The 11,408-nt window shown below is 64.6% G+C and carries 12 protein-coding genes; 11 read left to right on the top strand and 1 reads right to left on the bottom strand.

Translation table 11 applies throughout. From position 1 onward, the window contains the following. Position 1: 1 nt before the first annotated feature. From pgsA to dapF, 9 genes are all read left to right on the top strand, one after another. Positions 2–595, top strand: a complete 594-nt coding sequence (gene pgsA / locus E3T50_RS11420) for a CDP-diacylglycerol--glycerol-3-phosphate 3-phosphatidyltransferase (protein ID WP_134551978.1) — start codon at positions 2–4, stop codon at positions 593–595. Positions 596–617: 22 nt separating this feature from the next. Next, the gene (locus E3T50_RS11415) at positions 618–1,160 is read left to right on the top strand and encodes a CinA family protein (RefSeq protein WP_134551976.1); all 543 of its coding nucleotides are present in this window, start codon (positions 618–620) and stop codon (positions 1,158–1,160) included. Between the two features lie 157 nt (positions 1,161–1,317). Further along, the gene (locus tag E3T50_RS11410; RefSeq protein ID WP_134459947.1) at positions 1,318–1,626 is read left to right on the top strand and encodes a helix-turn-helix domain-containing protein; all 309 of its coding nucleotides are present in this window, start codon (positions 1,318–1,320) and stop codon (positions 1,624–1,626) included. 126 nt (positions 1,627–1,752) lie between these two features. Next, complete coding sequence (locus tag E3T50_RS11405) at positions 1,753–1,977, top strand: DUF3046 domain-containing protein (protein ID WP_134459944.1); 225 nt, start codon at positions 1,753–1,755, stop codon at positions 1,975–1,977. A gap of 306 nt (positions 1,978–2,283) precedes the next feature. Beyond that, positions 2,284–3,432 carry a recombinase RecA gene (recA, locus tag E3T50_RS11400; protein WP_134552112.1) on the top strand — a complete coding sequence of 383 codons (1,149 nt, stop codon included), beginning with the start codon at positions 2,284–2,286 and terminating at the stop codon, positions 3,430–3,432. A gap of 47 nt (positions 3,433–3,479) precedes the next feature. Further along, on the top strand, positions 3,480–4,301 hold the full coding sequence (locus tag E3T50_RS11395; RefSeq protein ID WP_241990887.1) for a regulatory protein RecX: 822 nt from the start codon (positions 3,480–3,482) through the stop codon (positions 4,299–4,301). Positions 4,302–4,362: 61 nt separating this feature from the next. Further along, positions 4,363–6,006, top strand: coding sequence for a tRNA (N6-isopentenyl adenosine(37)-C2)-methylthiotransferase MiaB (miaB, locus tag E3T50_RS11390; protein ID WP_134551974.1), 1,644 nt, complete (start codon positions 4,363–4,365; stop codon positions 6,004–6,006). 5 nt (positions 6,007–6,011) lie between these two features. Further along, a complete protein-coding gene (gene miaA / locus E3T50_RS11385; protein ID WP_241990886.1) occupies positions 6,012–6,986 on the top strand; it encodes a tRNA (adenosine(37)-N6)-dimethylallyltransferase MiaA in 975 nt (324 codons plus the stop codon). Between the two features lie 52 nt (positions 6,987–7,038). Beyond that, a complete protein-coding gene (dapF, locus tag E3T50_RS11380; protein ID WP_134551970.1) occupies positions 7,039–7,920 on the top strand; it encodes a diaminopimelate epimerase in 882 nt (293 codons plus the stop codon). Here dapF and E3T50_RS11375 read toward each other — a convergent pair. Further along, complete coding sequence (locus E3T50_RS11375) at positions 7,917–8,525, bottom strand: class I SAM-dependent methyltransferase (RefSeq protein ID WP_134459936.1); 609 nt, start codon at positions 8,523–8,525, stop codon at positions 7,917–7,919. The genes dapF and E3T50_RS11375 overlap by 4 nt on opposite strands. 39 nt (positions 8,526–8,564) lie before the next feature. Here E3T50_RS11375 and hflX point away from each other — a divergent pair, with 39 nt between their 5' ends. Together hflX and E3T50_RS11365 are read left to right on the top strand one after the other, a co-directional pair. Beyond that, positions 8,565–10,145 (top strand): GTPase HflX, encoded by a 1,581-nt coding sequence (gene hflX, locus E3T50_RS11370; protein ID WP_134551968.1) that lies wholly within the window; start codon positions 8,565–8,567, stop codon positions 10,143–10,145. Positions 10,146–10,431: 286 nt separating this feature from the next. Beyond that, the gene (locus tag E3T50_RS11365) at positions 10,432–11,397 is read left to right on the top strand and encodes a methylenetetrahydrofolate reductase (protein WP_134551966.1); all 966 of its coding nucleotides are present in this window, start codon (positions 10,432–10,434) and stop codon (positions 11,395–11,397) included. The last annotated feature ends 11 nt before the right edge of the window (positions 11,398–11,408 follow it).

The following is an 11,408-nucleotide window of genomic DNA, read 5'->3' as shown; positions in this document are numbered from 1 at the left end:
CATGGCGACACCGCACGAATCCGTCACCCGCCCCAGCAACTGGAACGTGCCCAACCTGATCACGGTCGTGCGCATTCTGCTCGCTCCGGTCTTCATCTGGATGCTGCTGGCCGACAATGGCGCCCATGACGCCCTGCGCTGGGCGGCCGCCGTGCTGTTCATCATCGCGATCGCTACCGACGGTATCGACGGCATGATCGCCCGGCGACATAATCTGGTGACTGACCTCGGCAAGATTCTCGACCCGATCGCCGACAAGATCCTCACCGGTGGTGCCTTGGTCTGCCTGTCCATCCTCGACGAGCTGCCCTGGTGGGTGACCATCGTCATTCTTCTGCGCGAAATCGGCATCACCGTGTTTCGGTTCGTCATGCTGCGTGACCGGGTCATTCCGGCCAGCCGCGGCGGCAAGCTCAAGACCATTGCCCAGTCTGTGGCTATCGCGCTCGCGCTGCTCCCGTTCCAGCTGGTCTTCGGCGACTGGGTGGACTGGGTCAACACGGCCACCATGACCATTGCTCTCGTCCTGACCGTGGCATCCGGCCTCGACTACCTCGTCTCGGCCTGGCGACTGCGAAAGCATGACGTTGCCTGACTCTGCTCCGATCACGTCGTCAATGCCCGTCATTCACTCGCCTGAATCAGCCGGGCCGGCGGCTGGTCAGGTGGATGCGGCGGCCGAGCTGATCGCGGAGCTCACCGCCCGCCGTCTCACCATCGCCGTCGCTGAGTCATTGACCGGGGGCCTGCTTGTGGCCGAACTCGTGCGTATCCCCGGCGCATCCGCTGTGCTGCGCGGGGGAGTGGTCGCGTACGACACCTCTCTTAAACGCAGTCTGCTCCACGTCGACAGCAGTGTGCTCAACGTGCACGGCCCCGTGCACGCCGATGTCGCCAAGCAGATGGCGGTCGGCGTGCGCGCCCTGCTCGCGGTCAACGAGGTGCGCGCCGATATCGGCGTGTCTACTACCGGCGTGGCCGGGCCCGGCTCCGCCGACGGACACTCGGCCGGAACGGTGTTTATCGGCCTGTCCAAAGGCACCGCTTCCTGGGCTGTGTCGCTACATCTTGGCGGCAACCGAGCCGAAATTCGCGCCGAAACAGTGCGGCAGGCCATCGATGCTGTGCGTGCGCTGATAGGGCACGGGGACGCGGAATAGTTCCTCTTACGGGCTGGTTACATCGAGGACATTCACAAGCAAAGCCCAGTGATTCTCGGTAATGTCATCGAGTCGGATGAATGCAGTATTGTAAGCGTCCAGCACGGCAGTCCGGTTGTCATAGGCTCAAGCTATTAGGCATTAGAAGGAGGTTCCGATGATTCTTGTTCGTCAGGAAATCGGCGATGTGCTCAGGGACTTCCGCCTGCAAAAGGGGCGTACCCTGCGTCAGGTCGCAAGCAAAGCCAGTGTCGCGCTCGGCTACCTCAGTGAGGTAGAACGTGGACAGAAAGAGGCCTCCTCGGAGATCCTCGCGTCTGTTGCCGACGCATTAGACACCCCGATCTCGGTCATCATGCGCGAAGTTGGTGACCGTCTCGCCGTCATCGAAGGAGTCGACCAGTTCCCGGATACCGTGCCGGACGAGCTCGTCAACACGTTCGATGTCGATTTCATGGTGCGGTAGTCAGGAACCGCTTGAGGAACCACATCATGACACCACCGCCGACACTGCGTGTCGGCGGTGGTGTCATGTCGGGAGCATTGTCATTTCAGGAGCGACTGTGTACCAGAGCCAGGTAGAAGGAGCGTCGTGCGACTGAGTGAATTTCGCACCGCGATGAAAAACGAGTTCGGCGACGCCTACGGGCGCGTTCTCACCGGCGACCTTGTGCTTACTCCGCTTGGGGGTCGAACCGCGGACCAAGCCCTCGCCGCCGGTGTTCCCGCCCGCGAAGTCTGGTTGGCGCTCTGCGCCGAGGTCGACGTTCCCCGCAGCCGCTGGTACGGTGCCGGCACTCCAGCGCCCCGCCAGTAGCGCCAATTGGGTTGCTTCGCCTTCGGCTGGCATTTCGACACGCCGCAAAATATCCCTGGCGTTGCTCGAATACCTGTTCGGGCTTGATAGGCTCCTCTACAGCAGACGATCTGACAGATTGTGTACCGTTCGAACGTGCTCCCGGCCAATGTCGGAGGTGCGGCGTACAGTCGAATTTGTCCGAGAAAGTCAGCATTTGCCTTGTCGAAACGGGCATCGGGGTCCTCCCGGTGTGCGGGTCGACAGCCTATAGGCGCCACCATGCACATCGTCACGACGACCGCGCAGAACCCAGGAGAAACGACCATGGCATCACAAGCGAACCGCGAAAAAGCCCTCGAAACTGCCCTCGCGCAGATCGACCGTCAGTTCGGCAAGGGATCGGTGATGCGCCTCGGCAGCGACGAGCGCGCTCCCGTTGAAACCATTTCGACCGGGTCGATCGCCCTGGATGTCGCGCTCGGCGTCGGCGGGCTGCCGCGCGGCCGCATCGTTGAAATCTATGGCCCGGAATCCTCGGGAAAGACCACGCTCACCCTGCACGCCATCGCAAATGCGCAGAAGAATGGTGGCATTGCCGCCTTTATCGACGCCGAGCATGCCCTCGACCCGGAATACGCCAAGAAGCTCGGCGTCGACATCGACGCCCTCCTGGTCTCGCAGCCCGACACCGGTGAGCAAGCCCTCGAAATCGCCGACATGCTCGTGCGAAGCGGATCCATCGACCTCATCGTCGTCGACTCCGTTGCCGCCCTCGTGCCGCGCGCCGAGATCGAGGGCGAGATGGGTGACTCCCACGTCGGCCTCCAGGCCCGCCTCATGTCCCAGGCCCTGCGCAAGCTCACCGGTGGCCTCAGCCAGACCAACACCACCATGATCTTCATCAACCAGCTGCGCGAAAAGATCGGCGTGTTCTTCGGCAGCCCCGAGACTACCTCGGGCGGTAAGGCACTCAAGTTCTACGCTTCGGTGCGCCTCGACATCCGTCGCATTGAGACTTTGAAAGACGGAACAGAGGCCATCGGCAACCGTACCCGGGTGAAGGTTGTCAAGAACAAGATGGCGCCGCCCTTCAAGCAGGCCGAGTTCGACATCATCTACGGCATCGGCATCTCCCGTGAGGGCAGCCTGATCGACTTCGGTGTCGACCAGGGGATCGTCAAGAAGTCGGGCGCCTGGTACACCTATGACGGCGACCAGCTCGGCCAGGGTAAAGAAAACTCGCGCAACTTCCTGCTCAGGAACCCTGATATGGCCAACGAGATCGAGCGCAAGATTCTGATCAAGCTCGGCATCGGTCCCGAAGGCATCGCGGCCAAGGCGGCCGAGAAGGCCGCTGCGGCCATTGCGCTGGAGGCCGAAACCAAGGCCAAGGCCGAAGCGGATGCTGCGACCCTACTCAGCGGCGGCCCGATCGTCACCAAGGTGGCCCCGGCCGCCCGCAAGAGCGCGTAACAGAGCAACACGGCACTATTACACACACCGAAAGGCAGGTCACGGGAATGGTTCATTTTGAACCCCAGGATGATGCAACAGAACGCGCAGACGCCGGTTTGGCCCCCGTGACCTACCTGCCCGGGGCGGCACCGGGTATGAAACGTCGTTCACCGCTGCAGCCGCGGCCCGTTGACGGCGTCACCGACATCGAAGGCGCTGCTGGTGCTGAGGCCGCTGCTACCGCGGAGGCCGCTGCTACCGCGGCCGCTGCTACCGCGGCCGCTGCTACCGCGGAGGCCGCCGCTGCCGCCGATGAGTCCGACACGGACCCAAGAACCAGCGACCACATCGACGAAGACGCCAACGATGAGGCCGACTTCGCCGCCGACGCGCTCGACGAGCGTGAGCGGGCTGAAAAGGTACTGCTGCACCGGCTGCGGGGCCGCTCCCTTTCCACGGTCGAGGCCCTCCTGGTGCTCGGCACCACCGGGGTCGACTCCGGTGAGGCGAGTGAGATCATCGAGAAGTTCCTTGAAATGAACTACCTCGATGAGGCCAGGCTCGCCGATCAGATCATCCACAGCCACAACGTGCGCAAGGGCCTCGGCCGCACCGGCGTTGAAGCCGAGATGCGTCGGCGCAAGCTCGACCCGGGCGTCATGCTGGACAAGCTCGAAGAACTTCCCGACGATGAAGCCGAACGCGCGATCGACCTGGCCACCAAGCGCATCGCGCAAATGGAACGCTTCGACGACCAGACCATCGACCGCCGCCTCACCGGTTTTCTGATGCGCAAGGGTTACAGCTCGACACTGGTTCGACTCGCGGTGAAGGCCGCCATGGACAGCCGCGGCGGCGGTGGCGCCTCCCGCGTGCGATTCCGCTGATACCGGGTCACTCAGCGCACACGGCCCGCACACCGAATTGCTCGCGTAAACTATACCCACTATGAGTATCGTCGCCCCCGAACAAGCCCGCCGTACCGTGATCACCCCCTCGGCAGCCGCGATCGACGACTCGGGGCGCGCGCGCACCTACGAGGTACGCACCTTCGGCTGCCAGATGAATGTGCACGACTCCGAACGGCTCAGCGGCTCGCTCGAAGCTGCCGGCTATGTCTCGGCAAACGGCGGCGAAGCCGACATCGTGGTGATCAACACCTGCGCGGTGCGCGAGAACGCCGACAACAAGCTCTACGGCAACCTCGGCTACCTCGCCTCGGTCAAGCGCAAGCACGCCGGCATGCAGATCGCCGTCGGCGGTTGCCTCGCCCAGAAGGACAAAACCACCATCCTCGAGAAGGCGCCGTGGGTCGACGTGGTCTTCGGCACCCACAACATGGGCTCCCTGCCCAGCCTGCTGGAGCGTGCACGGCACAACGGCGAGGCTCAGCTCGAAATTCTCGAAGCGCTCGAGACCTTCCCCTCCACCCTGCCGACCAAGCGGGACTCCAGCTACAGCGGCTGGGTCTCCATCTCCGTCGGTTGCAACAACACCTGCACCTTCTGCATCGTGCCGGCCCTGCGCGGCAAAGAAAAAGACCGCCGTCCGGGTGAGATCCTCGCCGAAATTCAGGCACTCGTCGACGACGGCGCCATCGAGGTCACCCTGCTCGGCCAGAACGTCAACTCCTACGGGGTCGAGTTCGGTGACCGCCTCGCCTTCGGCAAGCTGTTGCGCGCGGCCGGCAAAATCGAGGGGCTGGAGCGCATCCGCTTCACCAGTCCGCACCCCGCAGCCTTCACCGATGACGTCATCGATGCCATGGCCGAAACGCCCGCCGTCATGCCGCAGCTGCACATGCCGCTGCAGTCCGGCTCGGACCGCATCCTCAAGTCGATGCGCCGCTCCTACCGCGGGGCGAAGTTCCTCGGAATTCTTGACCGGGTGCGTGCGCAGATGCCCAACGCGGCCATCAGCACCGACATCATCGTGGGCTTCCCCGGAGAGACCGAGGAAGACTTTCAGGAGACCCTGCGCGTCGTCGAGCAAGCGCGGTTCGCGACGGCATTCACCTTCCAGTACTCCATTCGTCCCGGAACTCCGGCCGCGACCATGCCCGACCAGGTTCCCAAGGTCATCGTGCAGGACCGTTATGAGCGTCTCGCGGCCCTGCAGGAACGCATCTCCCTCGAAGAGAACGAAGCGATCATCGGCCGTGAGGTCGAATTACTCGTCGCCAACGGCGGCCGCAAAGACAGTGATACCCATCGCCTGAGCGGACGCGCCCCCGATAGCCGCCTCGTACACTTTGATGTTCCGGCCGGTTCGGCCCGCCCCCGTCCCGGCGACATGGTCACCGTCATCGTCACCCAGGCAGCACCGTTCCACCTCATCGCCGACTCGACAGACGGCGCGCCCCTGCGCATCCGGTCGACGCGTGCCGGGGATGCCTGGGACCGCATGGAAGCGGAATCCTGCGGAGTCCCCGCCCACGGCGGCGCATCCAATGCATCCGGCGGGGCCGGTCCGATTTCCCTGGGGCTGCCGACGATCGGGCTGCCGACGATCGGGCTGCCGACGATCGGGCTGCGCCTCGATGGCGGATCGACCACCATTCCCATTTACAACGTGAACGACGACGAGCGCTAGGAACGGTGTCGTCTGAACCAGAGGCGCCCGTCGAAACTGCGGCGCTGATCGCAATTGTCGGTTCGACCGGCACGGGCAAATCGGAGCTGTCGCTCGACCTGGCCGAGCGGCTCATCGCCCGCGGGCAGTCGGTGGAGATCGTCAACGCCGACGCCATGCAGCTCTACCGCGGCATGGACATCGGCACAGCAAAACTCACCCTGGCCGAACGTCGTGGCATTCCCCACCACCTGCTCGACGTGCTCGAGGTGACGGATGAGGCGACAGTCAGCAACTACCAAAGGGATGCCCGCGCGGTTGTCACCGCGATCGTTGCGCGGGGGGCCGTGCCGATTCTGGTCGGCGGCTCCGGACTCTACGTCTCCTCGGTCGTGTTTGATTTTCGCTTTCCCGGCACCGATCCAGTGCTGCGTGGCCGGCTGGAAGCTGAGTTGATCGACGCTGGACCGGGGCTGATGTACACCCGACTGCACGCCGTCGACCCGCAGGCCGCCCTGCGTATCGGCCCGCGCAACGGGCGCCGACTCGTGCGCGCGCTGGAGATCGTCGAACTGACCGGCGCTCCGCACGTGGCCGCTTTACCGGAAAACCCCGTGTACTGGCAATCCAGTGTGCTGCTTGGCCTGCGCACCCCGCGAGAACAACTCACCCCCCGGCTCGATACCCGGGTAGAGCGGATGTGGGAGGCCGGCATCGTCGATGAAGCGCGCGGTCTGCTCGCGCGTGGCATCGAGAACGGTGTCACGGCGAGCCGCGCGATCGGCTACGCCCAGGCGTTGGGTCAGGTGCACGGCACCCTCAGTCAGGTCGAAGCTATCGAAGCCACTCAGCAGCTCACTCGCCGGTATGCGCGGCGGCAGGTGAGCTGGTTCAAACGCTACGCACACACTCACTGGATTGAATCCGATGCGGCCGGGCGGGTCGACGACGCCCTCGCGCACGTCGAGCGGGGGATCGCCTCCGTCCCCTCACCCCGTTGACGGTTCGGCCCGCCCCGGACAATGTGCAGCCACCGCCCCGTAAACTGGAGGCATGGGCATCACATTGAACTTCACCAAGGGCCACGGCACGGGTAACGACTTTGTGCTGTTCGCCGACCCCGACGGAACGATGGAGCTCACCCCGGGGCAGATCCGCGCCGTGTGCGACCGCAAATTCGGTGTCGGCGCCGACGGCATCATCCGTGCGGTGCGCAGCAAAAACCTGCCAGACGGTGCGGCGTCCCTCGCCGAAGACGACGCGGCCGAGTGGTTCATGGACTACTGGAATGCCGACGGTACCGTCTCAGAGATGTGCGGTAACGGCATCCGTGTGTATGCCAAATTTTTGATTGAGAACGACCTGGCTGAGCTGCAGCCCGGCGACACCCTCACAATCGGCACCCGTGGCGGCGTGCGCGACGTGCAGCGCAATGCCTCGGGGTTTCAGGTCGACCTCGGCCGGTGGAAGCTCGACGGCATCGATCCGCTTGTGCGCACCAAGAACCTGCCCGTGGCGCGTCCGGGCCTCGGTATCAACGTCGGAAACCCGCACACGGTCGTCGCCCTCGCCGACGACGATGAACTCGATGCGGCCGATCTCACCTTCATTCCGCAGCTCGATCCGGAACCGGGCGGCGGCGTCAACATTGAATTCGTGCTGCCGAACGATCCGCTCGTTGTCAACGGCGTTGGCCGGTTTCGCATGCGCGTGCACGAGCGCGGCAGCGGGGAGACCTTGTCCTGCGGTACCGGTGCAGCCGCGGCCGCCCTCGCCACCCGGCACTGGGCCGGCACGTCGGCGCCGCACCAATGGCGGGTAGAACTGCCGGGCGGCGTGCTCGGGGTGCGGATGTTCCCGGCCGAGGACGGCGAGCATGTGTCGTTGTCCGGGCCGGCGGAGCTGGTTTTCGACGGGGTGCTCAACCTCGGTTAGTCGTGATGCACCTGGAGCACGCGAAAGCCCTTGCTGATGGCCTCCCTCGTCGTCTCAAAAGTGGCCGGGAGTTCGTCGGAGAGCCAACGCTGGAGCGAGTCCGAGCCGAGGTTGCGCTGCACGACGAGCCAGGCATCCGCTTCTGATTCAAGGCGCGGCAGCCAGGTCTGCATGAGACCGTGCAGTTCGTCTTTGCCGACCCGGATGGGCGGGTTCGACCAGATGGTGCGAAAGCTGATATCCGCGGGTACGTCAAGAGCCAGTACCGCGTTGATGTTGGTCAGGCCGAGGGCAGCGGCGTTGGTGCGCACGAGGTCGAGCGCCCGCTCGTTGACGTCGACAGCCCAGACGGTAGCGCCAGGGGAGGCGAGCGCCAAGTGCAGCGCAATCGGACCCCAGCCGCAGCCGAGATCGAGAAAGTGACCGTCGACGGGTGGCTGAGGGGCGTACTTGAGCAGAACTTCGGTGCCGGTGTCGATGTGCGCGGGGCTGAACACCGAGTTGGCGGTCGTCAGTTCACGATCCTGCCCGTGTAACTGCACCGTGATCTGGCGAGTTTTCAGTACGGTGCCGGGCGCCGGAGAGAAATAATGATCGGACGACATAAGGGAACCTTTCAACTTCGTTGAACTAAGGTTAATGGGATGAATGATCCAACGGAGCCCCGCGGCAACGACGCAGTAGAAAACGTGGCCGCAAACGCTGCCCTCGACCCAGACGATGTCGTCGCGCGGGTGCTGGCCAGCGCCGACAGCAAGGCTGCCGGCTACTCCTTGTTCCGGAGCGGATCGGCGCAGGCTCTGCACGAGCAGTCCTCGGGTGAGTATGACGGCAGCGACCACGACGGCGACCAGTCCGAACGTGCCGATCGTAACGCCCTGCGCCGCGTCGGCGGGCTCTCCACCGAGCTCGAAGACGTCACCGAGGTCGAGTACCGCCAACTGCGCCTCGAAAACGTCGTTTTGGTGGGCGTGTACACCCACGGCACCGTAGACGACGCTGAAAACTCCATGCGTGAGCTCGCCGCCCTTGCTGAAACGGCCGGCGCCACGGTGCTCGATGGCCTACTGCAACGTCGGGCCACCCCCGACCCCAGTACCTACCTCGGTAAGGGCAAGGCACAAGAAGTCGCCGACATCGTGAAAGCGCTCGGTGCCGACACCGTCATCGCCGATACCGAACTCGCACCCAGCCAGCGGCGCGCCCTCGAAGACGTGGTCAAGGTCAAGGTCATCGACCGCACCGCAGTGATCCTCGATATTTTCAGCCAGCACGCCAAGAGCCGCGAGGGCAAGGCGCAGGTCGAACTGGCCCAGATGGCCTACATGCTTCCCCGCCTGCGCGGCTGGGGCGACTCGATGTCCCGCCAGGCCGGTGGCCAGGTCGGTGGCGCCGGCGCCGGCATGGGCTCCCGTGGCCCCGGTGAGACGAAGATCGAACTCGACCGACGTCGTATCCATACCCGGATGTCCAAACTGCGCAAGCAAATGGTCGAGATGAAGCCGGCCCGCGAGGCCAAACGCGCCAACCGCAAGCGCAACGCCGTTCCCTCGGTGGCCATCGTGGGCTATACCAACGCCGGCAAGTCCAGCCTGCTCAACCGGATCACCAAGGCCGGCGTGCTCGTCGAGAATTCCCTGTTCGCGACGCTCGACGCCACCGTGCGCAAATCGACGACCACTGACGGACGCCTGTATACCCTCACCGACACGGTCGGCTTCGTACGCAACCTCCCGCACCAACTGGTCGAAGCCTTTCGCTCAACTCTCGAAGAGGTCGCCGACGCTGATGTCATCGTGCACGTCGTCGACGGCTCCCACCCCGACCCGGTCGCGCAACTCGCCACCGTGCGCGATGTCATCTCCGAGGTGGGTGCCCGCGACATTCCCGAACTCGTCGTCTTCAACAAGAGTGACCTGATCAGCGACGACGACAGGCTCGTGTTGCGAGGCCTGGAGCCGAAGGCGACGTTCGTGTCGGCCCGCACCGGCGAGGGCATCGACACCGTGCTCGCCGCAGTGGCGCTGCTGCTGCCGACGCCGCAGATCGAACTGAACCTGCTCATTCCCTACGACCGCGGCGACCTTATCGCTGTGCTGCACGACGTAGGCCGCATCGAGACGACCGAATATGTGGAGACCGGCACCCATGTGACGGCGTTCGTCACCCCCGAGATCGAGCCGCAGTTCGCCCCGTTCGTCATTCTGCCCGCGCTCTCCGCCTAACTGCTGTTCGCCGTTGGCGTTGAAGCGGCATCGGTCTGGGGCGGTCTGGGGCGGTTTCGCGCTGTCCGCCGCAGCGCTGAGCCGCCCTAATGCAGCACCGATGACACGAACTGTCACATTCGCCCACGCCGGCGGCGGTGTTGTTAGTGTCTAATCAATCGTTGCCGACGGAATTCGTTCCCCGGCATGGAGCGACAGCCGAGCCCGGCATCCGCCCGCGAAGTACCGCCAGTCTTGGCGTGTCCGCGGCCGCCCGGCCACCACCGCTTCTGCCGAATGAGGAAACATGACCGAGATTGGGATTTCCGCGTGTGACGTCCGCCCGGCGTTCTCGTTCGAGGTGTACCCGCCGAAATCGACGGTCGCAGCAGCCGCTCTCACCCGCACCATCGATCACCTGGCCGCCGCCGGTCCAGAGTTTATCTCGGTCACCTACGGAGCCAACGGTTCGTCGCGCAGGTCCTCACTCGACGTTCTGCGCTACATCAAGGACCACACGACCGTGGATGCGATGGCGCACCTCACCTGCGTCGGCTCCTCGCACGCCGAGGCGAGCCGCCTCATCCGGGAATTTCTCGACGCCGGAATTCGCAGCTTCCTGGCCGTGCGCGGCGACGCACCCCAGGGTGCAGTCGAAGGAGACAGCACCTTTCTGGGCGACCTGCACAGCGCGGGAGAATTGGTGCAGCTCATCCACCGCGTGCAGACCGAACGGGTGCCGTACACCGAGACGGTGATTCCCGGTCTGCCGGGCGCCCGTGGGGTGAAAACCGAACGCAGCAAGGTGCGCATCGGAGTTGCGGCCTTCCCGAATGGTCACCCCAGCTCTCGCTCGGTCAGCCAGGACATCGACACCCTGCTGGCCAAGCAGGCCGCCGGGGCAAACCTCGCCATCACCCAGCTGTTCTTCCACGCCGACGACTACCTGAGCTTTATCCAGCGGGCCCGCTCCGCCGGGGTGCTCTTTCCTATTCTTCCCGGCATCATGCCGGTGACCAGCCCGAACCGGTTGCGGCGCATTGTGCAGCTCTCCGGCGAGAAACTGCCCGCCGAACTCTCGATCGAGCTGGAAGTTGAACCGACCGAGGAAGGGCAGCGCCAGATCGGCGTTGACTATGCCGTGCGCCTCGGCCGGGACGTACTCGCCGGTGGCGCCCCCGGGCTCCATCTCTACGCTTTCAACCAGCACGACACCGTGCTCGAGGTGTTGGAGGGGTGTGGGGCGCTGGCGGTGCCCGTTGCCATGCCCTAGGCCTCACGCCC

It is taken from the genome of Cryobacterium gelidum (assembly GCF_004403985.1).
GTDB classification, from domain to species: domain Bacteria; phylum Actinomycetota; class Actinomycetes; order Actinomycetales; family Microbacteriaceae; genus Cryobacterium; species Cryobacterium gelidum.
Note: the sequence above shows the minus strand (reverse complement) of the source record. Positions and strands in the feature narration are given on the sequence as shown.

What these genes read in the sequence shown, in the direction of transcription:
- E3T50_RS11415 (WP_134551976.1), top strand. Translation starts at nt 618, where the DNA reads ATGCCCGTCATTCACTCGCCTGAATCAGCCGGGCCGGCGGCTGGTCAG.
- dapF (WP_134551970.1), top strand. Translation starts at nt 7,039, where the DNA reads ATGGGCATCACATTGAACTTCACCAAGGGCCACGGCACGGGTAACGAC.
- E3T50_RS11395 (WP_241990887.1), top strand. Translation starts at nt 3,480, where the DNA reads ATGGTTCATTTTGAACCCCAGGATGATGCAACAGAACGCGCAGACGCC.
- E3T50_RS11410 (WP_134459947.1), top strand. Translation starts at nt 1,318, where the DNA reads ATGATTCTTGTTCGTCAGGAAATCGGCGATGTGCTCAGGGACTTCCGC.
- hflX (WP_134551968.1), top strand. Translation starts at nt 8,565, where the DNA reads ATGAATGATCCAACGGAGCCCCGCGGCAACGACGCAGTAGAAAACGTG.
- miaB (WP_134551974.1), top strand. Translation starts at nt 4,363, where the DNA reads ATGAGTATCGTCGCCCCCGAACAAGCCCGCCGTACCGTGATCACCCCC.
- recA (WP_134552112.1), top strand. Translation starts at nt 2,284, where the DNA reads ATGGCATCACAAGCGAACCGCGAAAAAGCCCTCGAAACTGCCCTCGCG.
- E3T50_RS11365 (WP_134551966.1), top strand. Translation starts at nt 10,432, where the DNA reads ATGACCGAGATTGGGATTTCCGCGTGTGACGTCCGCCCGGCGTTCTCG.
- E3T50_RS11375 (WP_134459936.1), bottom strand. Translation starts at nt 8,525, where the DNA reads ATGTCGTCCGATCATTATTTCTCTCCGGCGCCCGGCACCGTACTGAAA.
- pgsA (WP_134551978.1), top strand. Translation starts at nt 2, where the DNA reads ATGGCGACACCGCACGAATCCGTCACCCGCCCCAGCAACTGGAACGTG.